The following is a 25,150-nucleotide window of genomic DNA, read 5'->3' on the forward strand; positions in this document are numbered from 1 at the left end:
GCGAACGTGATAGTTACTTCGACCCCCCCCCCCCCCCCCCTCTCCCCCCCCCCCCCCCCACCCCCCCCCCCCCCCCCCCCCCCCCCCCCCCCCCCCCCCCCCCCCCCCCCCCCCCCCCCCCCCCCCCCCCCCCCGCCACCGGAAACCGGTGCTCCTTCCGTCAACTCCGCTTCTGGGAACGGTGGGCGGCGACCCGCACCCGGGTCGCGCAGCGCGGGCAGCAGTAGCGCTGCGGGGTGCGCCGCCCGGCATCGACGAAGAAGCGGGCGCAGCCCGGTGCGGCGCACCGCCCCCAGGCGCAGCCCTCGCGCTCACTCAGCCACAGGGCGAGGGCCAGCGCGGAGGTCGAGAGCAGCCAGTGCGTGCGATCGGCGCCGGCGGGTGTCCGGGCGTGCAGGGACCACGTCCGCCCGGGTAGCCGGACCAGCCGGGGCTGGGCCGGGTAGCGGTCGAGCAGGCCGTTGAGCAGCTCGGCCGCCACGTCCGGATCGTCCTGCGAGAGCACCGCGACCAGCTCGGCGGCAGCCGCGCGCAGGCCGGCGGCCTCCGGCTCGGTGAGGGTGAAGGCGGGGGCGCCGTGCCGGTCGAGCAGCGACCGCAGCTCGGCGGCACCCGGCACGCCCTCCTGGACGGCGTTGGCGAGTTCCACGATGAAGTGCAGGCCGCGTGGGTTGGCCCGGCCCAGGTCCTCGGTCACGACTGCGCCCTCCTACTCGTGGATCACTAGGACTACTCGGTGGATCACCGCGACACTCGGTCGCCTCGACGGCCATGGTAACGTCAATTTTTGATAAAGGCGTTACAGCAATCCGGATCCCGAGCGACTGGAGCCCCATGCGCTGCCCGACCACCGTGCCCGTCCTGATCGCGGGCGGCGGCCCGATCGGTCTCACCCTGTCCGTCCTGCTCTCCGACCTCGGGGTGGACCACCTGCTGGTGGAGGCCCGCCCGGGCACCACCGGGCACCCCAAGTCCCGTGGCATTTCGGCCCGTTCGATGGAGATTCTCCGGCGCTGTGGGCTGGAGGAGGAGATCCGCGCGGCGGGCCTGCCCGCCGACCAGGTCGCCTTCTACCGCGGCCGGAGCCTGGTCGACCCGGGGTTCACCCGGACCAGCCCGGCCGGCCCGCCCTCGGACGGCCCGGAACACACCCCGACGCCGGGCCTGATCTGCTCCCAGGACGCCCTGGAACCGGTCCTGCTGCGCCGGGCCCGGCGGGCGGGACCGGACCGGGTGCGCTTCGGCACCCGGCTGCTCTCCTTCACCGACTCCGCCGACCCCGCCGACGACACCGGGTCCGTGCACGCCCTGCTGGCCGACCGGGAGAGCGGCGACCAGTTCACCGTGCGAGCCGACTGGCTGATCGGCTGCGACGGTGCGGCCAGCACCGTGCGGGCCGGGGCCGGGCTCGCCCTGGACGGGCCGACCGGCCTCCAACACTTCCTCAGTATCCGGTTCGAGGCACCGCTCGGCCCGGTGGTGGCGGACCGGGCCAGCGCCTCGTACTTCCTCACCGAGCCCGGCCGCGGCGGCTTCCTGGCGGTGGACAACGACCGGCAGTGGATCTACCAGTATCCGGTGGGCCCGGCCGGTCCGGCGGCCGACGCCGAGCCGGTCGAACTGGTCCGCACCGCAGCCGGGCTGCCCGACCTCGATGTCCGCGTCCGCTCCGTCCAACTCTGGCGGATGGACGCCCAGTTGGCCCCGGCCTACCGGCGCGGCCGGGTGCTGCTGGCCGGCGACGCGGCGCACGTGATTCCGCCGACCGGCGGCCACGGCATGAACACCGGGATCGGCGACGTGGACAACCTGGCCTGGAAGCTGGCCGCCGTGCTCGGCGGGCGGGCCGGCCAGGCGCTGCTGGACAGTTACCAGGACGAGCGGCGGCCGGTCGCCCGGCAAGTGCTCGACCGGGCCACCGAGAACGCCAAGGCCCGGGCGGCCCGCGGCGGTTACCGAATCGATGACGAGCTGCTGCTGACCGCCGACTACCGGTCCAGCGCGGTGCTCGCCGACCCGGCCGACGGCCCGGCCCGGCCGCTGGGCGGCTCGGGACGACCCGGCGGCGCTCCCGGTCAGCGACTGCCGCACGTCCGGCTGACCGGCCCGGCCGAGGTGACGTCCAGCCTGGATCTGGTCGGCCCGGGGTTCGCGCTGGTCGTCGAGGACCGCGAGGCGGTGTGGCGCGCGCAGGCCGCGGACGCCCGGGCGGCCGGTATCCCGGTGGCCGTGCACCGGCTCGACCCCGCCGGGCCACTGCGTGAGGAGCGGCCCGGAACCTGGCGACGGCTCTGCGCGGTCCCGGACGGCGGGGCCGTGCTGCTGCGGCCGGACGGGCACATCGGCTGGCGGGCCCCGGGCGAACCCGCGCCCGGGGAGCTGCTCACGGTGCTGCGCCGGCTGCTCTCCGCATGAACTCGACGGTCCGTCATGTCAGCGCGGTGCCGCGCAGCACCAGCAGCGCGACCGCGGCCAGCGCCAGGCCGAGGGTGGCGAGGAACGGCAGCCGCCCGCGCCGGACCGCCTCCCCCGGCAGCGCGCCGACCGCGGCCAGCCCGCCGCTGACCGCCAGCGCCGCCCAGCCGGCCCGCCCGACCGGTCCGGGCGGGCCGAGCACCAGGACCACCGAGGCCGCCGAGAGCAGCACCGGCGCCAGCACCCGGCACGGCCCGCGGCCCAGCCGCTGCGGCAGGCCGCGGACGCCCGCCGCGAGATCGGCCTCGATGTCCGGCAGCACGTTGGCGACGTGCGCGCCCACCCCGAGAAGCGCGCCGGCCGCGAGCGTCCAGCCGGCCGGCCACGGCCGGCCCGGCAGCCCGAGCGTGACGAAGGCGGGCAGCAGACCGAACGCGACCGCGTAGGGCAACCAGGACAGCACGGTCCGCTTGAGACCGAGGTTGTAGGCCCAGGCCGCCACCACCCCGACCAGGTGCACGGCCCCCGCTGCCAGGCCGCCCGCCAGCGACAGCGGCACGCAGAGCGCGAGCGCTCCGCCGGCCGCCCGGGCCACCGTGCCGGGCGCGAGCCGGCCGGTGGCAAGCGGCTTGTCGGGCCGGCCGGCCGCGCGGTCCCGGTGCAGATCGACCAGGTCGTTGGACCAGCCCACCGAGAGCTGGCCGGTGAGCACCGCCGCGGCCAGCACCGCACTGCCGGCCGGCCCGCGCCCGGCGGCCACCGCCAGCGCGGCGACCAGGGCGGTGACGGCCACGGCGGGTTGCGGGTGGCCGGCCCCGGCGAGCGCGGCCAGGCGCGCGGAGAAGGGCGAGGTCGCGGTGCTGTTCACCCCGCGATGCTAGGGACACCGCGCGCCGATGGTCCGTCAAACCGGGGCATTCCGGGTGAGTCTCCCTATCCTGGCGCAATGACCCGAATCGCCGCCGTACACGGCGTGCTGCCACCCCACCGCTACCAGCAGCACGAGATCCGGGAGGCGCTCACCGCGCTGGGCCTGGCCCGCCCGGCGGACCACCGGCTGTTCGACCGGCTGCACACCGCCTCGACGGTCCGCAGCCGGCACCTGGCCCTGCCGCTGGAACGCTATGCCACGCTGAGCGGCTTCGGCGCGGCCAACGACGCTTTCATCAAGGCCGGCCTGGACCTCGGCGAGCAGGCCGTGCGCGGCGTGCTGGACCGGGCCGGACTCCGGCCGGACCAGGTCGACCTGGTCATCTCGACCTCGGTGACCGGCATCGCCGCGCCCTCACTGGAGGCCCGGCTGGCCGGGCGGCTCGGCCTGCGCCCGGACGTCCGGCGGCTGCCGGTCTTCGGGCTCGGTTGTGTGGCCGGGGCCGCCGGCATCGCCCGGCTGCACGACTTCCTGCACGGCCGCCCGGACGGCGTGGCGGTGCTGCTCTCGGTCGAGCTCTGCTCGCTGACCCTGCAGCGCACGGACACCTCGCGGGCCAACCTGGTGGCCGCGGCGCTGTTCGGCGACGGCGCGGCGGCGGTGGTCGCGGTCGGCGCCGAGCACCCGAGCGGCGCCGGCCCGTCCGTGACCGCCACCCGCAGCCGGCTCTACCCCGGCACCGAGCGGCTGCTCGGCTGGGACATCGGCGACCAGGGGTTCCAGATCCTGCTCGGCGACGACCTGCCCGGGGTGGTCCGCGAGCGGGTGGGGCCGGCCGTCCGCGAGTTCCTGGCCGACCACGAACTCAAACCGGCGGACGTCACGGCCTGGGTCTGCCACCCGGGCGGCCCGAAGATCCTGGAGGCCGTCCGGGAGAGCCTCGACCTGCCGGCCCGCGCCCTCGAACTGAGCCGGCGTTCACTGGCCGAGGTGGGCAACCTCTCCTCCGCATCCGTGCTGCACGTGCTGCGCGACACCCTCGCGGTCCGACCGCCGCTGCCCGGCACACCCGGGCTGATGCTCGCCCTGGGCCCCGGGCTCGCCACCGAACTCGTCCTGCTGCGCTGGTAGGTGATCCCGATGAGCTATCCCGTCCTGGTCCTGCTGGTCGGCCTCGAGCGGCTGGCCGAACTGGTGGTCGCCCGGCGCAACGCCGCCTGGAGCCGACGGCACGGCGCGGTCGAGTCCGGGCGCGGCCACTACCCGGTGATGGTGCTGCTGCACACCGCGCTGCTGGCCGGCTGCCTGGCCGAGACCGGCTGGGGCGAACGGCCGTTCCGGGCCGCGCTGGGACTGCCGATGCTCGCCGTGCTGCTGGCCGCGCAGGCGCTGCGCTGGTGGTGCGTCGGCACGCTCGGCCCGCGCTGGAACACCCGGGTGCTGGTGGTGCCCGGACTGCCGCTGGTGACCGGCGGACCGTATCGCTGGCTTCGACACCCCAACTACCTGGCGGTGGTCGCGGAGGGGGTCGCGCTGCCGCTGGTGCACGGCGCCTGGCTCACCGCGACCGGGTTCACCCTGCTCAACCTGCCGCTGCTGGCGGTGCGACTGCGCTGCGAGAACGCCGCGCTCGCGGCCGGTCCCGCGCGGCCGGCCGGTGGCGTCCTGGCGGTGGCGCCGTGATCGACCTGCTGGTGGTCGGCGGTGGGCCGGCCGGGCTGGCCACCGCGATCCACGCCGCGCGGGCCGGGCTGCGGGTGGTGGTGGCCGAACCCCGGCCGACACCGGTGGACAAGGCCTGCGGCGAGGGCCTGATGCCCGGCGCGGTACGGGAGTTGACCGGCCTCGGGGTCACGGTCGGCGGGTGTCCGCTGCGTGGCATCCGCTACCTGGACGCGCGGCGCCAGGTCGAGGCGGCCTTTCCGGACGGGCCGGGCCGCGGGGTGCGGCGGACCGAGCTGCACGCGGCGCTGGCCCGGCGGGTCGCGGAACTCGGCGTGCCCGTACTGCCGTTGCGGGTGACCGCGGTGCGGCAGGACACCCACGCGGTCACCGCCGCCGGGATCACCGCACGCTACCTGGCCGCCGCGGACGGGCTGCACTCACCGATCCGCCGCCGGCTCGGCCTGGACGGACCGCGCGGGCCGGCCCCCGCCCGGTACGGCCTGCGCCGGCACTTCGCCGTGCCGCCGTGGACGGACCACGTCGAGGTGCACTGGGCGGACGGTGCGGAGGCGTATGTCACGCCGGTCGGGCCGGAGTTGGTCGGGGTGGCCGTGCTGACCCGCGAACGGCGGCCGTTCGGCGAGCAGTTGGCGGGCTTTCCCGAGCTGGCCGCGCGGCTGGCCGGGGCCGCCGGAGAGGGCACGGCGGCCCGCGGCGCGGGACCGCTGCGCCGGTCGGTACGGGCCCGGGTGGCCGGCCGGGTGCTGCTGGTCGGTGACGCGGCCGGGTACCTCGACGCGCTGACCGGCGAGGGCATCGCGCTGGCGCTGGCCGCCGCCGGGCCGCTGGTGCGCTGCGTCCGGGCCGACCGGCCGCAGGAGTACGAACGGGCCTGGCGCCGGCTCGCGTTGCGCAGCCGCGCGCTGACGGCGGCGCTGCTCTGGGCACGGCACCAGCCGCTGCTGGCCGACCGGATCGTGCCGACGGCGGCCCGCTTTCCGGCGCTTTTCGCGGCGGCCGTGCGGCAACTGGCCTGAGTCAAAGGCACCGCCGCACGGCGGCCGGGGCATCACACCCCCGTCAGGCCGTCGAGGCTCTCCCGCAGCAGGTCGGCGTGGCCGTTGTGGCGGGCGTACTCGGCGATCAGGTGGAGCAGCACCCAGCGCAGCGCGATCGGCTTGCCGTTCGGCTGCCGGACGCCCCGGTCGTCCAGCGAGGGCGCCGCGGCCACGACCTGGCGGGAGCTCTCGCACTCGGCCCGCCAGACCGCGAGGGCGGCGGCGGTGTCGCCGTCCAGCCGCTCGAAGTCCTGGTCCGGATCGTCGTCCGAGTAGTACAGGTCCGGCACGTCCGAGCCGGCGAACTGCTGCTGGAACCACCAGCGCTCCACCCCGGCGAGGTGGCGTAGCAGCCCGTGCAGGCTCAGCCCGGACGGCGGCACGCTCGGCTCGGAGAGCCGCGCGGCGGGCACGTCGGCACACTTGAGCTCGAAGGTGGCGCGGTGCCAGTCGAGCATCGCGGTCAGCATCGCGCGCTCGTCGCCGACGGTGGGGATGGTGGGGCGGGTGCCGGGCCAGATCGGCGGCAGGTTCTCGGCTGGGATCTCGGTCACGGCGCGAGCCTGCCACCCGCCACTGACAACCGGCCTCGGCGGCCGGCTGTCAGTGCCCGCCCCTACCGTGGCAGCGTGTCCAGCACTCCGACCCTCGCCCTCCCCGCCGAACTGATCGCCCTTCAGCGTGCCGTGCTCAGCGCCGACCGCGCGCTCGGCGACTACGCGCTGGCCGTCCGGGACCGCCGCCGCGCCGCCTTCCCCGGGCCGGACCAGGCGGTCGAGCGGTGCGGCTGGGCGGCGGACGAGCAGGCCGAGTTCGACCGCCTGTGGGCGGAGTACGTCCGGGCCGGGGACGCGGTGCGCGCGCACCCGGTGCTGGTCAGGGCCCGGATCCTGCGGGTGGACGGCTCGGTCCTGCACTCGCTGCGCGCGGCCGCCGCCCGTCACTGAGCGCGCGGCGGGGTGCCCCGGCCGAGGGTGCGGGTGACGGTGATCTCCAGGACCACCCGGTCCGGGTTGGGGCGGGGTGTCCGGTAGCGGCGGGCGTAGCGGGCCTCCGCGTCGGCGACCGCCGCCGGGTCGCGGCGGACCACGGCCACGCCCTCCAGGGTGGCCCAGCGGCCGCCGTCCACCTGGCAGAGCGCTACCCGGGCGCCGCCCTCGCCGGCGGCCTCGACGTTGCGGGCCTTGCGGCTGGCGGCCGAGGTGATCACCCGGGCGATGCCGGTCGCCGGGTCGTAGGTGGCACCGACCGGGACGACGTGCGGCGTGCCGTCCGGACGGAGGGTGGTGAGCGTGCAGAGGTGGCGCTCGGCCCAGAAGGCCAGGAACTCCGGACCGGGGACGAGCACCGGGGTGGCGGAGGGGTCGGACGGAACAGCGGTGGAGACGGTCATCGGCCCAGCGTACGGCCGACCCGCCGGCGGTGGGGGCGCCCCCGGATGATCCGCGCCTCCACCGCGAGCCGTCCGGTGATCGACGCGAGCCGTCACGCCGTCCGGCACGCCGGGCCATCCGGAGTGCCGCCGTGCGCCATAAAGCGCCACCCAACGCCACCCCGCGCCACGGTATGCCCCCGGGCGGACTACCGCTATATGGCGCAAGCTGTCGATAATGCCCATGCCAGATGATCGCGGGCGCGCAACGAGGAGAGAACTCCATGGATCTGACGGGAACTCGACTGAGCCGGCGCGACCTGGGCCGCGCCGCACTCGCGCTGGGCGTCGCCGCGGCCGGCACAGGACTGGCCGCCCGGCCCGCCCGGGCGGCCGAACTCCCCCCGGCTTCGGACTGGTTGGGCGCGCTCGACGCGGCGTGCCCGCTGTCCCGCCTCACCATCCCCGGCAGCCACGACACCTGCTCACGCCACGGCGGACCGCTCGCCCAGACCCAGACCCTCTCCGTCCCCGACCAGTTGGCGGCCGGGGTGCGCTTCCTCGACATCCGCTGCCGGGCGATCAGCGGGGTGTTCGCGATCCACCACAGCCAGGTCTTCCAGCAGATCTTCTTCGGCGACGTGCTCAACGCCTGCCAGGACTTCCTCGTCGAACACCCCGGCGAGACCGTGCTGATGCGGGTCAAACAGGAGTACTCCACGGTCTCCGACGCCGACTTCGCGGCGATCTTCGCGAGCTACCGGACCCGGTGGCCCGGGCTGTTCTGGGCCGAGCAGCGCATCCCGCGGCTCGGCGAGGTGCGCGGCCGGATCGTGGTGCTCGCGGACAGCTCCGGCCTGCCCGGCATCCCCTGGGGCGGAGCACTCACCGACATCGAGGACGACTACCAGATCGGGACGGTCTTCGACCTCTGGTCGCGGAAGTGGCCCGAGGTCTCCGCCCACCTCGACGCGGCCCGGGCCGCCCAGGACCCGCGGCGGCTCTTCCTCACCTTCACCTCCTCCTCCGGCGCGGGCCTGTGGCCGCCGCAGGCCGCCGAGGCGATCGGGCCGAAGGTGAGGGGCTACCTGGCGGCCCTGGACCCGGCCGGGCGGCCGGTGTTGGGGACCGTCGCGATGGACTACGTCACCGCCGCCTCGCTCGCGCCCTTCTACGCGCTCAACTTCGCTTCCCTGCCCGGCTTGTGACCGCTGACGCCGGATCCGTCCGGCTGGACCGGCCGGCCGCCCGCGCGCCGGCTCCGGTCCATCTCGTGCCACTCCGGGCGCAGTGCCGTCAGATTGGTGGTGGCGAAGTACAGCGCGCCGCCGGCCAGCAGGACCGGGGCCAGGCCCCAGCAGCCGATCGCCGCTCCGGCGAGCAGACCGCCGAGCGGAATCCCGGCCCAGGCCAGCGAGTCGCCCAACGCGCCCACCCGGCCGAGCAGTTCGCGCGGTATCCGCTCCAGGGCCAGCGCGCCCAGGATCGGGTTGAGAAAGCCCCCGCCGAAGCCGCCCACCGCGAAGACCGCGGCCACCGCCCAGGTAGGCGGGTGCAGCGCGAGCACCAGGAACCGCGGCGCGCCCGCCAACAGGAAGCCCAGGAAGAACACCGGACGCCGCGGCAGCCGGTGGGAAACCCCGGTCGCGATCAGGCTTCCGCCGACGGCGCAGACTCCGGCGGCGCCGGCGAGCAGGCCCTGCACGCCCGGGCCGCCGTGGCCGCGGGCCCAGACCGGCAGCAGGACCGAACTGAAGCCGGCGTCAAGCAGGTTGGTGATCCCGACCATCACGACGATGGTGAGCAGCAGCGGTTCGCCGCGCAGGAAGGCGAGACCCTCGGCCAGCCGCCGCCAGTAACCAGACGGGTCGGGCTCACCCGGGGTGGCGGGGCGTCCCATCCCGCGCGGCAGGAAGAGCGCGATGACCACCGAGCCGAGCGCGAACGAGGCCGCGTCCACCACCAGGCCGATCACCGGACCGGTCAGCGCGACCAGCGCCCCGCCCGCCAGCGGTCCCACCGTGGAGGCCAGCCGTTCGACCACCCCGGACGCGCCGGTGGCCCGCTCCAGCGGCACCCCGCCGCGTTCGGCCGCCTCCGGCACCATCACGTGCTTGCCCAGGTCGCCGGGCCCGCGCACCGCGCCGACCGCGGCGGTCAGGAGCAGCAGCAACCCGAACGAGAGCCGGTGCACGGCGTGGAGCAGCGGGATCAGGCCGGCGGCGACCGTGCTGACCGCGTCCGCGCTCCAGGACACCACCCGCGGTCCGACCCGGTCGACCAGCGGGCCGCTCAACGCCTTGGCGATCACGTACGGCGCCATCTCGCAGCAGGCCACCAGCCCGGTGCGGGTGGCGCTGCCGGTGGTGACCAGGACGAACCAGGGCATCGCGATGGCCGACACCCTGGTCCCGGTCAGCGACACGCCGGTGGCCGCCAGCAGCCCGACCAGCGGTCGCCGGCTGTTCCCCCCTGAGCTGTTCATTTCTCCGCCGTTCCCCCACCGGTCCCGGTGGCGTCCAGCTCCGGCAGCAACTGGGTGATCAGGCCGACCCGTTGGGCACCGGCCGGCGCGCCGGCGGCCGCCTCCGGGGTGTCCCGGCGGTAACGACCGACCAGCTCGGCCAGCTCCGCGCGCAGGCGGGCGGCCTCGTCGGGCGTGAGCCGCAGTGTCCAGTCGTTCAGGTCGAGGACCCGCTGCCAGGCGCGCGGCATGGTCCTGATCTCGTCCAACGCGCGCTGGCCGCGCAGCGCGTAGACGGCCAGCCCGGACCTCAGGTACGCCTCGACGGCCTCCGGCTCCTGGTCGAGCAGATCGAGGTCGTTGAACGAGGTCGTCCGGTGCACCGCCCGCCACCAGCGCTCGCGGGCGTTGCCCCGCCCGGGGTCCTCCGCGACGAAGCCGGCCTCGCCGAGCCGGCGCAGGTGGTAGCTGGTCGCACCGGAGGTCAGGCTCATCCGCTCGGCGAGCCGGGTGGCGGTGGACGGCCCGTACCGGCGCAGCAGGCCGAGCAGCCGGACCCGGACGGGGTGGGCCAGCGCCCGCAGCCCCCTGGCGTCCAGGACGGCGGCCTCATCCGTGGCAGGACGGTCAGGAGCGTCTTCGGTCATGGCAGCACCGTAGACCGCAAAGAGTTCTTTGCAAAGAGTTCTTTGGAAAGAACTCTTTGGAAAGAGCTCCCGGCGGCCCGTCACCGAACGGGCGGCACGGGCTCAGCCCAGGCCACCGTCAGCGGGCCGAACAGCCGGGAGCGGTCGCCCGGCAGCGGCTCGCCGTGGATCATCACGGTGGTCCGGGACCGCGCCGTGAAGCCGGACGCCAGGGCCCAGGCGGTCAGCTCGGCCTGCCGGTCCTCCAGGTCCAGCCGCAGCTCGCCCTCGACGCCGGCCGCCAACTCGCCGATCAGCGCCGCCGCCAGCGTGGGGTCCGGCGCCACCAGCGGGCCGACCACCGCGGGTCCGGCCCGGGCGTCCCGGTGTAGGTGACCGAGCCGCCGATCGCCCGGAAGCCCAGCTGCTGGTAGAGCGGGCGCCCCGCGCTGGTGGCGGTGAGGGCGGTGGTCCGGCCGCCGGCGCGGGCCAGCGCGTGGGTCAACAGCCGGCGACGGACGCCCCGGCGCTCGTAGCGGGCGGCCACCAGCATCATCCCGACCGCGCTGAGCCGGTCGCCGTACCTGGTCAGCACCACCGCGGCGGCCAGGCCGTCGCCGTCCGGGGCGTCCAGCCCGTACGCGTCACCGGCCCGCAGCAACAGCGTCCACTTGTGGCGCTCCGCCGACCAGCCGCGGTCGAGCGAGAGCCGGACGCAGCCGTCCAGGTCGGTGGGGGCGAGCCGGCGGACCGGCGTGGTCAGGACGGCCGGGCCGGCGGGGACGGCTGAGGAGAGGCCGGTCATGCGCACCGCAGGTAACCAGCGCCAATGGCGGCTGCCACCGGTTTGTCCGGACCCGCGCGCTCAGGGGGCGGTGGTGACCACGCCGAAGTGCGAAACCTCCGGTGGATGCTCCAAATGGCTGATGTCCGAGTCGGACCAGACCGGCCGGATCGCCCACATCGGGCCCGCGTAGCCGCGCAGCGCCTCCTCGTCCCGCCACCGGGTGACCACCAGGACCCGGTGCGAGCTGTCCGGCACCGCGCGCAGCAGCTCACCACCGAGGAACCCGTCCAAGCCGACCAGCTGGGGCATCACCTTGGTCGCGAGCAGCGTGCAGAACTCACTGACCTGACCGGGGATGACCTTCGCCTCCCAGATTCGGACGATCATGGCTTCCTCCTCCCGTGGCCCGACCGACGGGAACTTCCTCCTCCTTCATTATCCGGTCGTCCGGCGGCCCGCCACCGGGCCGCCGGGCGGCGGGGTGGCTACTGGGCGCTCCCGGAGGCGCCCGTGACGACCGGGTGGACCTGCAGCCCGTCACAGTCGGCCACGGTCACCCCGAGCGGCGTGGAGGCCTTGGTCCCGGGCGGGGTGACCAGCAGCGAGGCGTAGGTCAGGCAGGGCTTGTTGCCCGACGGCACGTCGTCGCCCTCCAGCAGGGCCGAGGCCTGGGCGCCCGGTGCCAGCTGGACGGCGGTCACCGACTGGGCGCCGCCGAGGTAGCCGTTCAGGGTGCGTTGGGCCTGGTCGACCTGCTTGCCGGAGGCGTCGACCGCGGCCACGCCCGGGTAGCCGTAGAGGCTACAGGCGTTCGAGGAGGTGTTGCGGAAGACCAGGACGACGCCCTGGTGGCCCATCCCCGCCCCGCCGTCGGCGCTGGTGACGGAGACCTGCCCCGGGGTGCAGCCGTTGCCGGGACCGCCGCCCGCCGACATGCCCGGGCCGCCGGCCTGCGCGGTGCCGGAAGCGGACCCGCCGGAGCCCTTGGTGCCCGTGGAGCCCGAACCGGTCGAGCCGGTGCGGCCACCGCCGGAGGTCTGCGCTCCGGTCTGCTGGGCCGTGCCGCCACCACCCGAGGTGACGGACCCGGCGGTGGCCGCGACGCTGCTGCCGGCCGCCGGGGTGCCCGCGGCCCCGGAGGAGGCGGTCGAACCGCCGGAGCCGCAGGCGGTGAGGGACAGGCCGAGGGCGGCGACACCGGCCGCGAGCAGCGCGGCGCGCTTGGAAGCGAAGTTCGTCATGTCCATAAGGACGACGGCGGAGGCCGCCTGGTTCGCCCGCTGGGCCAAACGGGATCACGGCGTTCCGGGCACGCCAGCGGCAGGATGGCAGGGAACTCCGCCCGGGCCTGACAGGTCGTCGGGTTCGCCGCCCCAGCGGATGGGGAATGTCCAACAGCATTCCCGTCACGGCACACCGTGGCGGCCGCCAAACGGGCCACCCGGGTGACGCGGCCGGCGCCGGGTCGTCGGTACCCGTCGCGGCCGCGGCCCGTCGCGTATACACAGGACCAGGACCAACCAGCCCTCTCCGACAGGAGCGGTTTCCATGTCCCAGATCGTTCGTGCGGCGCTCGTCCAGACCAGGTGGACGGGTGACCAGGACTCCATGATCGACAACCATGAGCGGTACGCCCGGGAGGCAGCGGCGCAGGGCGCGCGGATCATCGGTTTCCAGGAGGTCTTCAACTCCCCGTACTTCTGCCAGGTGCAGGACCCGGAGCACTACCGCTGGGCCGAGCCCGTGCCGGACGGTCCCACCGTGGTCCGGATGCGGGCGCTCGCCCGGGAGCTCGGCATGGTGATCGTCGTGCCGATCTACGAGGTCGAGCAGGCCGGCTTCTACTACAACACCGCGGCCGTGATAGACGCCGACGGCAGCTACCTGGGCAAGTACCGCAAGCACCACATCCCGCAGGTCAAGGGGTTCTGGGAGAAGTACTACTTCAAGCCGGGCAACCTGGGCTGGCCGGTCTTCGACACCGCGGTCGGCAAGGTCGGCGTCTACATCTGCTACGACCGGCACTTCCCCGAGGGCTGGCGGGCGCTCGGCCTGGCGGGCGCGCAGATCGTCTACAACCCCTCCGCGACCAGCCGCAGCCTCTCCAGCTACCTCTGGCAGTTGGAGCAGCCGGCCGCCGCGGTCGCCAACGAGTACTTCATCGCGGCGATCAACCGGGTCGGCACCGAGGAGTACGGCGACAACGACTTCTACGGCTCGTCCTACTTCGTGGACCCGCGGGGCCAGTTCGTCGGTGAGGTGGCCTCCGACAAGGAGGAGGAACTGGTGGTGCGCGATCTCGACCTCGGGGTGATCGACGAGGTGCGCCAGCTGTGGGCGTTCTACCGCGACCGCCGGCCCGACGCGTACGGACCGCTGACCCAGCCGTGAACAGCTGACCCAGGCGTGAGCACCCCGACCCGCCCGCCGGCCGCACCGCCGGCGGGCCCACCGACAAGGAGCGTGCAGAGCCGTATGACCCGACCCCTGCTGGACCGCCACCGCGCCGTGCTGCCCGCCTGGCTGGCCACCTACTACCGGGAACCGCTCGAACTCACCCACGGCGAGGGCCGGCACGTCTGGGATGCCGCCGGCAACCGCTACCTGGACTTCTTCGGCGGCATCCTGACCACGATGACCGCCCACGCACTGCCCGAGGTCACCGCGGCGGTGGCCGAGCAGGCCGGCCGGATCCTGCACACCTCGACCCTCTACCTCTCCTCGACGATGGTCGAACTGGCCGAGCGGATCGCCGAGTTGTCGGGCATCCCGGACGCCAAGGTGTTCTTCACCACCTCCGGCACCGAGGCCAACGACGCCGCGCTGCTGCTGGCCACCTGCTACCGCCGCTCCAACCAGGTGGTGGCGCTGCGCAACAGCTACCACGGGCGCTCGTTCAGCACGGTGGGCATCACCGGCAACGCCTCCTGGTCGCCCACCAGCCTCTCGCCGCTGCAGACCCTCTACGTGCACGGCGGGGTGCGCACCGGCGGGCCGTTCGCGGCACTCTCCGACGGCGAGTTCATCGCCGCCTGTGTGGCCGACCTGGAGGAGATGCTCGACCAGGCGGAGAGCACGGTCGCCACGTTGATCGCCGAACCCATCCAGGGCGTCGGCGGGTTCACCCACGGACCGGACGGGCTGCTCGCCGCGTTCAAGCGGGTGCTGGACCGGCACGGCATCCTGTGGATCTCGGACGAGGTGCAGACCGGCTGGGGCCGTACCGGCGACCACTTCTGGGGCTGGCAGGCGCACGCCGAGGCCGGCCCGCCCGACCTGCTCACCTTCGCCAAGGGCATCGCCAACGGCATGTCGATGGGCGGGGTGGTGGCCCGGGCCGAGGTGATGGACTGTCTGGGGGCCAACTCGATCTCCACCTTCGGTGGCAGCCCGATCACCACCGCAGCGGCGCTGGCCAACCTGCGCCACCTGCTCGCCAACGACCTGCAGGGCAACGCCCGGCGCACCGGCGCCGTGCTGCGCGAGCGACTGGAGAGTGCCAAGCTGCCGGCCGTGCACGAGGTGCGCGGGCGGGGACTGATGCTCGGGGTCGAGCTGGCGGACGCCGCGGCGGCCTCCGCCGCGCTCGAACACGCCCGGGAACTGGGTCTGTTGATCGGCAAGGGCGGCCGGGCCGGCAACGTGCTGCGGATCGCCCCGCCGCTCTCGCTCACCGAGGCCGAGGCCCGCGAGGGCGGCGACCTGCTGGTCGAGGCGCTGCGCCGGATCGACGTGGTGGGAGAGCCGGTATGAGCCGGACCGTGATCCGGGGCGGCCTGGTGATCACCGCCACCGAGGAGACCGCCGCCGACGTGCTGGTCGAGGACGAGCGGATCGCCGCGCTCGCCGCCACCGGCAGCGGCGCGGCCGAGGCCTGGACCGCCGACACCGAGATCGACGCCACCGGACACTACGTGATCCCCGGTGGCGTGGACGCGCACACCCACATGGAGCTGCCGTTCGGCGGCACGCACGCCTCCGACACCTTCGAGACCGGCACCCGGGCCGCCGCCTGGGGCGGCACCACCACCATCGTGGACTTCGCGGTGCAGCCGGTCGGCGGCTCGCTGCGGGAGGGCCTGGACGCCTGGCACGCCAAGGCCGAGGGCCGCTGCGCGATCGACTACGCGTTCCACACCATCGTCTCGGACGTCAACGACGCGGTGCTCAAGGAGATGGACCTGCTGGTCGCCTCCGGCGAGTCCACCTCGTTCAAGCTCTTCATGGCCTACCCCGGTGTCTTCTACAGCGACGACGGGCGGATCCTGCGGGCGATGCAGCGCGGTGCCGGGAACGGCGGCCTGATCATGATGCACGCGGAGAACGGCATCGCGATCGACGTGCTGGTCGAGCAGGCGCTCGCGGCCGGCCACACCGACCCGCGCTACCACGGCGAGGTCCGCCGGGAGTTGTTGGAGGCCGAGGCCACCCACCGCGCCGTCAAGCTGGCCCAGGTGGCCGGTTCGCCGCTGTACGTGGTGCACGTCTCGGCCGCCTCGGCGCTCGCCGAGCTGTCCACCGCACGGCGCGAGGGACTGAACGTCTTCGGCGAGACCTGCCCGCAGTACCTCTTCCTCTCCACCGAGAACCTGGCCGAGCCGGGCTTCGAGGGTGCCAAGTACGTCTGCTCCACGCCGCTCCGGCCGCGTGAGCACCAGGCCGCGCTGTGGCGGGGGTTGCGTGTCAACGACCTCCAGGTGGTCTCCACCGACCACTGCCCGTTCTGCTTCAAGGGCCAGAAGGAGCTCGGCCGCGGCGACTTCTCGAAGATCCCCAACGGGCTGCCCGGGGTGGAGAACCGGATGGACCTGCTGCACCAGGCCGTGCTGGACGGGCACCTGTCGCGGCGGCGGTGGATCGAGATCGCCTGCGCCGCCCCGGCCCGGATGTTCGGCCTCCACCCGCGCAAGGGCACCATCGCGCCCGGCGCCGACGCCGACCTGGTGGTCTACGACCCGACGGCGAAGCAGACGGTCTCCGCCGCCACTCACCACATGAACGTCGACTACTCCGCCTACGAGGGCCGTCAACTCACCGGCCGGGCAAGGACGGTGCTCTCCCGGGGCAGCGTGGTGCTGGACCGCGGCGACTGGCTCGGCCGGGCCGGCCACGGCACCTTCCTGCGGCGCGACACCTGCCAGTACCTGACCTGATCCGCTTCCGACCACCGAACGGTTGTGCCGCTGATGGACTTTGGGCTCGTGCTCCAGACCGACCCGCCCGCCCGGCTGCTCGTCGAGCGGATGAAGCGCGCGGAGGCGGCCGGCTTCAGCCACGGCTGGACCTTCGACTCCTGCGTGCTCTGGCAGGAACCCTTCGTGATCTACAGTCAGATCCTCGGCCGGACCCGGCACTTGAAGGTCGGGCCGATGGTCACCAACCCGTCCACCCGGACCTGGGAGGTGACCGCCTCGCTCTTCGCCACGCTCAACGAGATGTTCGGCAACCGCACGGTCTGCGGCATCGGGCGCGGCGACTCCGCGATGCGGGTGGCCGGCCGGCGGCCCGCCACGCTGGCCCGGCTGGGCGAGGCGATGCACGCCATCAAGGAGTTGGCCGAGGGGCGGTCGGTCGAGGTGGACGGCACCGAGATGCACCTGCCGTGGGTGCGCGACGGCGCGCTGCCCGTCTGGATGGGCGCCTACGGGCCCAAGGCGCTCGCGCTGACCGGCCGCCAGGCCGACGGGTTCATCCTGCAGCTGGCCGATCCCTATCTCACCGGGTACATGGTCAAGGCGGTCCGGGCCGCGGCGGCCGACGCCGGTCGCGACCCGGCCGCGCTGACCATCTGCGTCGCCGCGCCGGCCTACGTCACGGCCGACGAGTCGCCGGCGGCGTTGGCGCACGCCCGCGAGCAGTGCCGGTGGTTCGGCGGCATGGTCGGCAACCACGTGGCCGACCTGGTCAGCCGTTACGGCGAGCACTCCGACCTGGTGCCGGAGGCGCTCACCGCGTACATCAAGAACCGTCAGGGGTACGACTACAGCCACCACGGACGGGTGGACAACCCGGACACCACGTTCGTGCCGGACGAGATCGTCGACCGGTTCTGCCTGATCGGACCGCCGGCGGCGCAGGTGGCCCGGCTGGAGGAGCTGCGGGCGCTGGGCGTGGACCAGTTCGCCGTCTACGCGATGCACGACGCCATCGAGGACACCATCGACGCCTACGGGCGCGAGGTCATCCCCCGGCTCTGACCGGCGACTTCCATGGTCCCGGCCGTCCGCGCGGCCGGGACCAGCCATGTCCCGGGGAGATCGGCGACGACGCGGCCGTGACCGTCGGGCTGCGCCGACCGCCGGGACGAACCGCCTCCGGCCGCCGCCCGGTGAGGCCACCCGCGACGCCGGGATGCCGGTCACCTCCGCGGGGACAGCGCGGACCGGAGAGATCCAGGTCATGTCGTGGATCACGCCGTAGCACGGAGCTCCCGCAGCACGTGCCGATTTCCGGGGAGAACCCCCTCACGAGCGAACTGAACCTGGGCACCGGTACGACAAGCCCGGGTCAGGGCAATCCTGGTGCCAGTACCACCCCGGCCGGCGGAGCGAGAGCCCCGTCCGGACGCGTTCCCGGTCCGTCCTTCCCTACTCTTCCGATCGTTTGAGGATGATGATGCTTGGTGCTGGATCGTCACCAGGAGGCTGGCGCTCCGCTCCCGTTCTGGTGTGGCTCCTGCCAACGATCGTGACGGCGGCCGCCGCTGTCGTCGCCGCGTCGGTGGCCTCCGCCGGCGCCCGCGCGGGAGTCGTCTGGTTCGGGGTGGTGGGCACCGTGGCGGTGGCCGTGGTGGCCGCCGAGGCGGCACGCCGGGGGTACGCGCTGGCGAACCTGCGCGAGCGCTCCGGCCGGCAGGAGAGCGAGCTGCGCCGTCGGCTGGCCCGGCAGGAGAGCGAGACGGTCCGGCTGGCCAGGTTCGCCCTGCCCGAGGCGGTCGCCCGGCTCCAGCGCGGCGCGTTCATCGAGGACGTGCTGAAGGCGTACGAGTCCCACGACGCCATCGTCGGCGCGGAGTTCCGGGCCGCCCGGCAGGCCGTGCTGCGCACCGTCCTGGAGGCCGTCGACAACGAGGACGCCCTGCACGAGTCCGCCCAGCGGGCCTTCGTCAACATCGCCCGCCGGGTCCAGGCGATCGTCCACCGGCAGGCCCAGGACCTGCGCTCGATGGAGGACCGGCACGGCAACGACCCCGCCGTCTTCCAGGACCTGCTGCGGCTGGACCACGGCAACGCGCTGATCGGCCGCCTCGCGGACAGCATCGCCGTGCTCGGCGGCGCCCGCCCCGGCCGGCAGTGGAGCCGGGCGGTGCCGCTGTACAGCGTGCTGCGCGGCGGCATGTCGCGCATCCTGGACTACCAGCGGGTGGAACTGCACCCGGTGTCCGAGGTCGCCGTGGTCGGACCGGCGGTCGAGCCGCTCATCCACGCACTCGCCGAGCTGCTGGACAACGCCACCCGCTACTCCCCGCCGCAGACCAACGTGCACCTGACCGCGGTCGAGGTGCAGACCGGCATCGCGATCGAGATCGAGGACGGCGGCCTCAGCCTGAGCGAGGAGGGGCGGGCCCGCGCCGAGCGGATGCTCCGGGACGCGCAGGCCGGCATCAACCTCAACGACCTCGGCGAGACCCCACGGCTCGGCCTGGCCGTGGTCGGCCGGCTCGCGCAGGCGTACGGCTTCCAGGTCTCGCTGCGTCCCTCCGCCTACGGCGGGGTGCGCGCCGTGCTGATCGTGCCGCAGGAGCTCATCACCACGGCGCCCGCCACCGGCCGCGCGCACGGCATCGGCATCGCCTCCGGCCCCCGGGTGGCGGACGGACCGCGGCCGTGGCGGTCGAGGACGGTACCCGTCTCCGCCGCGGGGTCGTCCTTCAGGTCCTCCCGGGGGGCCGCCACGGGACCGGTCCCGGCCGACGACGGGATTCCGGTGGTGACCGAGTGGACCCCGAACGGCCTGCCGCAGCGCCGCCGTCACGCCGCACCCGCCCGGACGGTCGCTCCCGGGGCCTCCAGGGTCACCGAGCCGGCCCAGGCACCGGTACAGCCCGGGATGTGGCTGGCCGCGTTCCACGAGGGGGTGAACGGCCACGCGCCGTCCACCGGTGCGGCCGGCCACACCAGTGAAGAGTCGGCAGGGAAGGGCGAGCAGTGATTCAACAGCGGACCAACATGGACTGGATGCTCAAGGAGCTGGCGGACGGCGTCCCGCACACCCGGCACATCGTCGTGCTCTCCGCCGACGGCCTGCGGATGGCCCAGCACGGCACCGACACCGACACCGCGGACCGCCTCGCCGCCGCCTGTGCCGGCCTGCAGAGCCTGGCCGCCGCGGTGGGACACGAGTTCCCGCACGGTGACGGCCGGATGCGGCTGGTCGTGATCGAGATGGGCGGCGGCTTCTTCTACCTGATGGCGGCCGGCGCCCGGGCCTACCTGGCGGTGCTCGCCGACGAGGGGGTCGACGCCGGGCTGATGGGCCAGCGGATGCGGGACCTGGTCGCCCGGATCGGCGAACACCTCAGCACGGCTCCGCGCAACAGCGAGCAGGTCGCATGAGCGGGCGGAACGTCCGGGTGGTGCGCGTCGGCGAAGCACGGGCCGAGCCCCGCGAGGCGGGCGCATGAGCGTTGCGGACCAGGACCAGGACTGGGACGGCGACGACCCGGAACGTCTCTATGTGATCACCCGCGGCCGCAGCGGTCCGGCCGAGCGGACCACGTTCGACCTGGTCACCCTGATCGTCTCCCGCTCGGAGCCGACCCTCACGATGCAGCCGGAGCACGCGGCGATCCTGCGGATCTGTGGCTCGCCGCTGTCCGTGGCCGAGATCTCCGCCTACCTGCGGCTGCCGATGAGCGCGGTCACCGTGCTGCTGGCGGACCTCCTCGCCGAAAGGCGGATCGAGGCCCGCGCCGGTGTCCCGCAGGCGATCCTTCCCGAGCGCGCCCTGTTGGAGGCGGTGATGCATGGACTACAGAAGCTCTGAGACGGTGGTGGGGCCGCAGAGCGCGGACCTGCTCCCGGACTCGGCCGCCATGGCGGTCAAGGTGGTGATCGTGGGCGGCTTCGGCGTCGGCAAGACGACCCTGGTCGGTTCCGTGAGCGAGATCCGCCCGCTGACCACCGAGGAGACGATGACGCAGGCCGGAGCCGCCGTCGACGACCTCGCCGGGGTCGAGCTCAAGACCTCCACCACGGTCGCGATGGACTTCGGCCGGATCAGCATCAGCGACGAACTGGTGCTGTACGTGTTCGGCACCCCCGGGCAGGAGCGGTTCTGGTTCCTCTGGAACGGCCTGTTCGAGGGAGCCCTCGGCGCGGTCGTGCTGGTCGACACCCGCCGGCTCGAAGTCAGCTTCGACGTGATCGGGCGGCTAGAGGACCGCGGCGTGCCTTTCGTCGTCGCGGCCAACACCTTCCCCGAGTCGCCGACCTACCCGACCGAGGAGCTGCGGGCCGCCCTGGACCTGCCCCCCGAGGTGCCGATCGTCGCGTGCGACGCCCGGACCCGCGAATCCAGCCGGGACGTCCTGATGGCCCTGATACGCCACCTGTACGACCTCTCGGCCCCGCCCGCGCGGTGACCGCACCCGCCCTGCCCGCCCCACGACGACCGCGCCTCACGACGACCGCCTGGCGCCGACCCCGGAGACACCGTGACCACCTCGTTCCCTGACGACGCCTCCCTCACCCCGCCGCCCGGCTGCCCCGCCCACGGACTCGGCGCCCAAGGGCTCGGCGCCAACGGCCTCCGGCGGCTCTACGGGCCGGAGGCCGAGGCCGACCCGGCAGGTCTGTACGAGAAACTACGTGCCGAGCACGGCGAGGTGGCGCCCGTACTGCTGCACGGTGACCTCCCGGCCTGGCTGGTCCTCGGCCACTCCGCGAACCTCACCGCGATGCGCACGCCCTCCCGCTTCTCCCGGGACTCCCGCCGCTGGACGGCGTTCCAGGAGGGTCTGATCACCCCGGACTCCCCGCTGATGCCGGTGATCGCCTGGCAGCCGCTGTGCGTGTTCGCGGACGGCGAGGAGCACCGGCGCCTGCGCGGGGCGGTCACCGAAAGTCTGAACCGCTTCGACCGGCGCGGGATCCGCCGCTACGTCACCCGCTTCACCGACCAGCTGATCCAGGGCTTCGGATCCACCGGCCGGGCCGATCTGGTGGCCCAGTTCGCCGAGCACCTGCCCATGCTCGTGATGACGCAGGTGGTCGGGATGCCCGAGGAGTACGGGCCCCGACTGGTCGAAGCCGCCCGGGACCTGATGAAGGGCACCGAGACGGCGATCGAGAGCAACGACTACGTCGTGGCGACGCTGCGCCGGATGATGGAGCGCAAGCGCGTGGCGCCCGGCGCCGATCTCGTGTCATGGCTGATGCAGCACGGCGCCGGGCTCACCGACGACGAGGTGCTGGAGCACCTGCGGGTGGTGCTGCTCGCCGCGAACGAGACGACCGTCAACCTGATCGCGGACACCCTGAAGCTCGTCCTCACCGACCGTCGGTTCCGCGCCCACCTGTCCGGTGGCCACATGACCCTGCCCGACGCCCTGGACCAGGTCCTCTGGGACTCCGCGCCGATGTCGTTGGTCGCGGGCCGCTGGGCCACCGGCGACACCGAACTCGGCGGGCAGCAGATCAAGGCCGGCGACATGCTCCTGCTCGGTCTCGCGGCCGGCAACGTCGACCCGGTCGTCCGTCCCGACCTGTCGCAGCCGCTCTACGGCAACCGCTCCCACCTGGCCTTCGGCAGCGGCCCGCACGAGTGCCCCGGCCAGGACATCGGGCGGGCCATCGCGGAGACCGGCATCGACATCCTGCTGACCCGCCTGCCGGACCTCCGACTCGCCGTTCCCGAGGGGGAGTTGACCTGGACTTCGGCCTGGCTGTCCCAGCACCTGGTCGAGCTGCCGGTGAGCTTCACCCCGCCGACGAAGCCCGAGGGAGAGGCGGCGATCGCCGAAGGCACCGCGCCCGCGACACCGCCGGCAGCGCCCGCCGCCCTGCCTGCCGAGCCGGCCGAGCCGCCCGCCACGGCGGCCGCCGTCCCCCGGCAGCGACGCAGCTGGTGGAGCGTCCTGACCGGGCGGTTCCGACGCTGACGGCGGCGCCCGACCGCCTGCCGAACGTCGACGCCGCGCCGACGGGCCGCGCATGTGCAACGTTGGAGAGGGGCGAAACGCAGCAGCGAGCGAGGAGGCGGACATGTCATCGAAACGGCGCCGCAAGAAGAAGACCCGTCGTAACCACGCCGCGAACCACGGCCGGCGGCCGCAGTGCTGAGCGAGGGCACCCCAACCGGGCGGACCCGGGTGGCCGTGCGGTGACGCCGTGCGGCCAGGCCGACGGACTCGGTTCGGCCGGCGGCGGTCGCAGTGGTGTGGTCCCTCGACGGTCGGGCATGCCGTCACCCGGAGGCGGCGGGCACGTCCGCGGAGCGGGCGGGGGCGGGCGGGTCGCGCCCATGACGATCGCACAACGGCCTGGGTGAAAGTCGAACCAGGCTACCCGGTCGGGTAGTTGGACTCCGTGAGCAGCTGCCGCTCGGGGCCGTGGGACCTCCTGGGCAGAAGCGGGTCGGCTTCGGGACCGACTGCCGGGTGCCATCCCGACCACCTCCTCGGAGGACCGCACACCGGCCGGCGCTCCCCCGTCCTGTGCCGGCCGGCGACGCGACGTCATGAACAGTTGCTATATTGCGCAACCGAGCAACCATTGGCGCATCGGCCGACTGTATGAGGATGAGCGCGTGGCAGAGCAGTGGGCGGTCACGCCCAGCGAGGGCATAGATCTCTGGCGGGACCAGCCGGAACCACCGTCCCCACCCGAGCGGGCATCGGACGACGGGCCGGACGCGAGCCGTCCCGGTCCGCTGTCCCGTGGCGGGCGGCCGGCAGCCCGACCCCAGCGGCAGGGCGGCCTGATCGCACTGCTGCTGCTGCTCGGGCTGCCGCTGGTCGGCGCGCTGGTCGACGAGGCGGTCGCCCCGGGGCTGGGCCTGATCTTCGACAGTTGCGCCGTCCTCGGCACCGCCGGCGCGGCCGCCCTGGCCGAACGCTCGAGCTGGTGGTGGGTGCTGCCGGCGTCACCGGCCGTGGTGCTGGCCACCACGGCCGCCGCCGAACTGCTCGGCGACTCCGCCAAGTACCAGGGCTCCAAGGCCCTGGCCACCGGCGCGGCCCGCTGGACCATCAACGACTTCCCGGTCATGCTCGCGGCGCTCGGCGCCGCGCTGCTCGTCGTCCTGGTCCGGATCGCCCGGGACAGGCGGACCCGGGACGGGAGGAACCGTCGTGGCTGAGCACACCCCTGCCGACCGAGGGCGCGCGAGCCGCCGCCAGACCTCCGTGCCGGAGCGGCACCGCCCCTCCCTGCTGGCCATCGCCGGGCGCACCGTCGTGTGCGGGGTCGGTCTGGCGGTCCTCGCCACCAGCGGTGTCACCTGGTACACGTACCGGTCCCTGACCACCGGCCTGAACACCTCCGACGCCCTGAGCAACGTGCGCAGGGGCGCGCCGCCGCACCTGGACAACTCGGTCAACCTGCTGCTGATCGGCCTGGACAGCCGCAAGGACATGAACGGCAACGACCTGCCGCCGCAGTTCGTCGAGGACGACCTGCAGGCCGGCGCCAGCAGCAACGTCGGCGGCTACAACACCAACAGCCTGATCGTGCTGCACATACCGGCCAACGGCGGCAAGGTCACCGCGCTCTCCATCCCGCGCGACGACTACGTGCAGACCGCCGGCGCCGACGGCAGGATGCACAAGATCAAGGAGGCGTACGGCATCGCCAAGGCGGCCGCCGAGACCAAGCTCCAGGCACAGGGGCTCAAGGGGGCCCAGCTGGAGCAGCAGAGCCGGGACGCGGGCCGGGCGGCGACCCTGGCCACCGTGCAGAACTTCCTCGGCATCCCGATCGACCACTTCGCCGAGGTCAACCTGCTCGGCTTCTACGACATCGCGCAGGCCGTCGGGCCGGTCCAGGTCTGCCTGAACCACGCCACCAGCGACCCGGCCGAGGAGGGCCAGGGCTCCGGCTTCAAGGGCGTGGCCGGCATCAACACCCTCGACGCCGCCCAGTCGCTGGCCTTCGTCCGCCAGCGCCACAACCTGCCGAACGGCGACCTCGACCGCACCCACCGCCAGCAGGCCTTCATCTCCTCGGTCGAGTACAAGCTCAAGAACGAGGGCATCTTCGACGACATCGGCAAGATGCAGTCCCTCTTCGACGTGGTGAAGAAGGACGTGGTGATCGACAACCAGCTGAACATCCTGGACTTCGCCCAGCAGGCCACCAACCTCACCGGCGGGAACGTCGAGTTCAACACCCTGCCGATCGCCGGCTTCGCGACCATCGGGGGCGAGGACGTCAACACCGTCGACCCCGCCCTGATAAGGCGGGAGGTGCAGCAGCTCTTCGGGCACGACCCCGCACCGGCCCCGCCCCCCGCCGGCTCCTCCTCGGCCGGCCCGTCCCCGGCCGCCGCCACGCCCGCCGGGAAGACCGGCTCGGGCACGGTCGACGTGTACAACGCCTCGACGGTCACCGGCGCCGCCGCGGCCGAGGCCAAGGCCCTGGCAGGGATGGGCTACACCGGCGGCCGGGTCGGCGAGGCCGGCACCCGTCCGAGGACCACCACGGTCACCTACGGCGCCGGTGCCAAGGACGGCGCCCAAGGCGTCGCCACCCGCTACGGCACCACCGCCGAGCCGTCCTCCGAGGTGCCCGCCGGGCACATCGTGGTCACCCTCGGCACCGACTACACCCCGCCCGGCGGCTCGGCACCCACCCCCGCCAGCGGCGGCGGCAGCGCCCCCGACCCGGCGGCCACCCTGCCCATGCAGGGACCCCCGGTCAAGATGGGCGGCATCCCCTGCGTCAACTGACACG

The 25,150-nt window shown here is 74.0% G+C and carries 28 protein-coding genes; 18 read left to right on the forward strand and 10 right to left on the reverse strand.

Translation table 11 applies throughout. The annotated features are described in order from the left end of the window. Positions 1-160 precede the first annotated feature (160 nt). Positions 161-697 (reverse strand): CGNR zinc finger domain-containing protein, encoded by a 537-nt coding sequence (locus tag ACZ38L_RS01695; RefSeq protein ID WP_465688195.1) that lies wholly within the window; start codon positions 695-697, stop codon positions 161-163. Positions 698-834: 137 nt separating this feature from the next. On the opposite strand from ACZ38L_RS01695, the gene ACZ38L_RS01700 reads away from it, so the two are divergent. Then, on the forward strand, positions 835-2,415 hold the full coding sequence (locus tag ACZ38L_RS01700) for an FAD-dependent monooxygenase (protein ID WP_465688197.1): 1,581 nt from the start codon (positions 835-837) through the stop codon (positions 2,413-2,415). 13 nt (positions 2,416-2,428) lie between these two features. On the opposite strand, the gene ACZ38L_RS01705 is transcribed toward ACZ38L_RS01700, so the two are convergent. After that, the gene (locus ACZ38L_RS01705; RefSeq protein WP_465688199.1) at positions 2,429-3,283 is read right to left on the reverse strand and encodes a UbiA family prenyltransferase; all 855 of its coding nucleotides are present in this window, start codon (positions 3,281-3,283) and stop codon (positions 2,429-2,431) included. Positions 3,284-3,361: 78 nt separating this feature from the next. Between ACZ38L_RS01705 and ACZ38L_RS01710 the strand changes: the two genes are divergently transcribed. Genes ACZ38L_RS01710 through ACZ38L_RS01720 form a run of 3 tightly spaced genes read left to right on the forward strand, consistent with a single transcriptional unit; the run spans position 3,362 to position 5,988 of the window. Then, a complete protein-coding gene (locus tag ACZ38L_RS01710; RefSeq protein ID WP_465688201.1) occupies positions 3,362-4,417 on the forward strand; it encodes a type III polyketide synthase in 1,056 nt (351 codons plus the stop codon). Positions 4,418-4,426: 9 nt separating this feature from the next. Continuing rightward, positions 4,427-4,969 (forward strand): isoprenylcysteine carboxyl methyltransferase family protein, encoded by a 543-nt coding sequence (locus tag ACZ38L_RS01715; RefSeq protein WP_465688203.1) that lies wholly within the window; start codon positions 4,427-4,429, stop codon positions 4,967-4,969. Continuing rightward, positions 4,966-5,988 carry an NAD(P)/FAD-dependent oxidoreductase gene (locus ACZ38L_RS01720; RefSeq protein WP_465688205.1) on the forward strand — a complete coding sequence of 341 codons (1,023 nt, stop codon included), beginning with the start codon at positions 4,966-4,968 and terminating at the stop codon, positions 5,986-5,988. The genes ACZ38L_RS01715 and ACZ38L_RS01720 overlap by 4 nt, the downstream gene beginning before the upstream one ends. 32 nt (positions 5,989-6,020) lie before the next feature. Here the strand turns inward: ACZ38L_RS01720 and ACZ38L_RS01725 are convergent, their stop codons facing one another. After that, positions 6,021-6,563, reverse strand: a complete 543-nt coding sequence (locus ACZ38L_RS01725; RefSeq protein ID WP_465688207.1) for a DinB family protein — start codon at positions 6,561-6,563, stop codon at positions 6,021-6,023. Between the two features lie 75 nt (positions 6,564-6,638). Here ACZ38L_RS01725 and ACZ38L_RS01730 point away from each other — a divergent pair, with 75 nt between their 5' ends. Then, positions 6,639-6,956 (forward strand): hypothetical protein, encoded by a 318-nt coding sequence (locus ACZ38L_RS01730; protein ID WP_465688209.1) that lies wholly within the window; start codon positions 6,639-6,641, stop codon positions 6,954-6,956. Here ACZ38L_RS01730 and ACZ38L_RS01735 read toward each other — a convergent pair. Further along, positions 6,950-7,402, reverse strand: a complete 453-nt coding sequence (locus ACZ38L_RS01735) for a pyridoxamine 5'-phosphate oxidase family protein (protein WP_465688211.1) — start codon at positions 7,400-7,402, stop codon at positions 6,950-6,952. The two genes, ACZ38L_RS01730 and ACZ38L_RS01735, sit on opposite strands and share 7 nt — an antisense overlap. Before the next feature lie 263 nt (positions 7,403-7,665). On the opposite strand from ACZ38L_RS01735, the gene ACZ38L_RS01740 reads away from it, so the two are divergent. Further along, entirely contained in the window at positions 7,666-8,589 is a 924-nt protein-coding gene (locus ACZ38L_RS01740; RefSeq protein WP_465688213.1) for a phosphatidylinositol-specific phospholipase C, read from the forward strand. Here the strand turns inward: ACZ38L_RS01740 and ACZ38L_RS01745 are convergent. The 6 genes from ACZ38L_RS01745 to ACZ38L_RS01770 form a co-directional block, all read right to left on the reverse strand. Continuing rightward, positions 8,553-9,866 (reverse strand): MFS transporter, encoded by a 1,314-nt coding sequence (locus ACZ38L_RS01745; protein WP_465688215.1) that lies wholly within the window; start codon positions 9,864-9,866, stop codon positions 8,553-8,555. The two genes, ACZ38L_RS01740 and ACZ38L_RS01745, sit on opposite strands and share 37 nt — an antisense overlap. After that, on the reverse strand, positions 9,863-10,492 hold the full coding sequence (locus ACZ38L_RS01750) for a helix-turn-helix domain-containing protein (RefSeq protein ID WP_465688217.1): 630 nt from the start codon (positions 10,490-10,492) through the stop codon (positions 9,863-9,865). Before ACZ38L_RS01750 ends, ACZ38L_RS01745 begins: the two co-directional genes overlap by 4 nt. Before the next feature lie 80 nt (positions 10,493-10,572). Next, positions 10,573-10,818 (reverse strand): GNAT family N-acetyltransferase, encoded by a 246-nt coding sequence (locus tag ACZ38L_RS01755; RefSeq protein WP_465688219.1) that lies wholly within the window; start codon positions 10,816-10,818, stop codon positions 10,573-10,575. Further along, entirely contained in the window at positions 10,785-11,276 is a 492-nt protein-coding gene (locus ACZ38L_RS01760; protein WP_465688221.1) for a GNAT family N-acetyltransferase, read from the reverse strand. The genes ACZ38L_RS01755 and ACZ38L_RS01760 overlap by 34 nt, the downstream gene beginning before the upstream one ends. 60 nt (positions 11,277-11,336) lie before the next feature. Next, positions 11,337-11,645, reverse strand: coding sequence for an antibiotic biosynthesis monooxygenase family protein (locus ACZ38L_RS01765; protein WP_465688223.1), 309 nt, complete (start codon positions 11,643-11,645; stop codon positions 11,337-11,339). Between the two features lie 98 nt (positions 11,646-11,743). Next, positions 11,744-12,499 (reverse strand): DUF4232 domain-containing protein, encoded by a 756-nt coding sequence (locus tag ACZ38L_RS01770; RefSeq protein ID WP_465688225.1) that lies wholly within the window; start codon positions 12,497-12,499, stop codon positions 11,744-11,746. A 307-nt stretch (positions 12,500-12,806) separates the two neighbouring features. Between ACZ38L_RS01770 and ACZ38L_RS01775 the strand changes: the two genes are divergently transcribed. From ACZ38L_RS01775 to ACZ38L_RS01830, 12 genes are all read left to right on the forward strand, one after another. Next, complete coding sequence (locus ACZ38L_RS01775; protein WP_465688227.1) at positions 12,807-13,649, forward strand: nitrilase-related carbon-nitrogen hydrolase; 843 nt, start codon at positions 12,807-12,809, stop codon at positions 13,647-13,649. 84 nt (positions 13,650-13,733) lie between these two features. Continuing rightward, complete coding sequence (locus tag ACZ38L_RS01780) at positions 13,734-15,011, forward strand: aspartate aminotransferase family protein (protein ID WP_465688229.1); 1,278 nt, start codon at positions 13,734-13,736, stop codon at positions 15,009-15,011. Next, the gene (gene hydA / locus ACZ38L_RS01785) at positions 15,008-16,411 is read left to right on the forward strand and encodes a dihydropyrimidinase (protein ID WP_465688231.1); all 1,404 of its coding nucleotides are present in this window, start codon (positions 15,008-15,010) and stop codon (positions 16,409-16,411) included. The genes ACZ38L_RS01780 and hydA overlap by 4 nt, the downstream gene beginning before the upstream one ends. A 33-nt stretch (positions 16,412-16,444) precedes the next feature. Next, positions 16,445-17,455, forward strand: a complete 1,011-nt coding sequence (locus ACZ38L_RS01790; protein ID WP_465688233.1) for a TIGR03842 family LLM class F420-dependent oxidoreductase — start codon at positions 16,445-16,447, stop codon at positions 17,453-17,455. Between the two features lie 418 nt (positions 17,456-17,873). Continuing rightward, a complete protein-coding gene (locus ACZ38L_RS01795; RefSeq protein ID WP_465688431.1) occupies positions 17,874-19,409 on the forward strand; it encodes an ATP-binding protein in 1,536 nt (511 codons plus the stop codon). Beyond that, complete coding sequence (locus ACZ38L_RS01800) at positions 19,406-19,813, forward strand: roadblock/LC7 domain-containing protein (RefSeq protein ID WP_465688235.1); 408 nt, start codon at positions 19,406-19,408, stop codon at positions 19,811-19,813. The genes ACZ38L_RS01795 and ACZ38L_RS01800 overlap by 4 nt, the downstream gene beginning before the upstream one ends. A 64-nt stretch (positions 19,814-19,877) precedes the next feature. Further along, positions 19,878-20,243, forward strand: a complete 366-nt coding sequence (locus ACZ38L_RS01805; RefSeq protein WP_465688237.1) for a DUF742 domain-containing protein — start codon at positions 19,878-19,880, stop codon at positions 20,241-20,243. Continuing rightward, the gene (locus tag ACZ38L_RS01810; RefSeq protein WP_465688239.1) at positions 20,224-20,841 is read left to right on the forward strand and encodes a GTP-binding protein; all 618 of its coding nucleotides are present in this window, start codon (positions 20,224-20,226) and stop codon (positions 20,839-20,841) included. Before ACZ38L_RS01805 ends, ACZ38L_RS01810 begins: the two co-directional genes overlap by 20 nt. Positions 20,842-20,913: 72 nt before the next feature. Further along, positions 20,914-22,359 (forward strand): cytochrome P450, encoded by a 1,446-nt coding sequence (locus ACZ38L_RS01815; RefSeq protein ID WP_465688241.1) that lies wholly within the window; start codon positions 20,914-20,916, stop codon positions 22,357-22,359. Between the two features lie 103 nt (positions 22,360-22,462). Beyond that, positions 22,463-22,540 carry a hypothetical protein gene (locus ACZ38L_RS01820; protein WP_465688433.1) on the forward strand — a complete coding sequence of 26 codons (78 nt, stop codon included), beginning with the start codon at positions 22,463-22,465 and terminating at the stop codon, positions 22,538-22,540. A gap of 466 nt (positions 22,541-23,006) precedes the next feature. Further along, the gene (locus tag ACZ38L_RS01825) at positions 23,007-23,558 is read left to right on the forward strand and encodes a DUF6542 domain-containing protein (protein ID WP_465688243.1); all 552 of its coding nucleotides are present in this window, start codon (positions 23,007-23,009) and stop codon (positions 23,556-23,558) included. After that, on the forward strand, positions 23,551-25,146 hold the full coding sequence (locus ACZ38L_RS01830; protein ID WP_465688245.1) for an LCP family protein: 1,596 nt from the start codon (positions 23,551-23,553) through the stop codon (positions 25,144-25,146). The genes ACZ38L_RS01825 and ACZ38L_RS01830 overlap by 8 nt, the downstream gene beginning before the upstream one ends. The last annotated feature ends 4 nt before the right edge of the window (positions 25,147-25,150 follow it).

The sequence above is a fragment of the Kitasatospora sp. NPDC024654 genome, assembly GCF_055559155.1.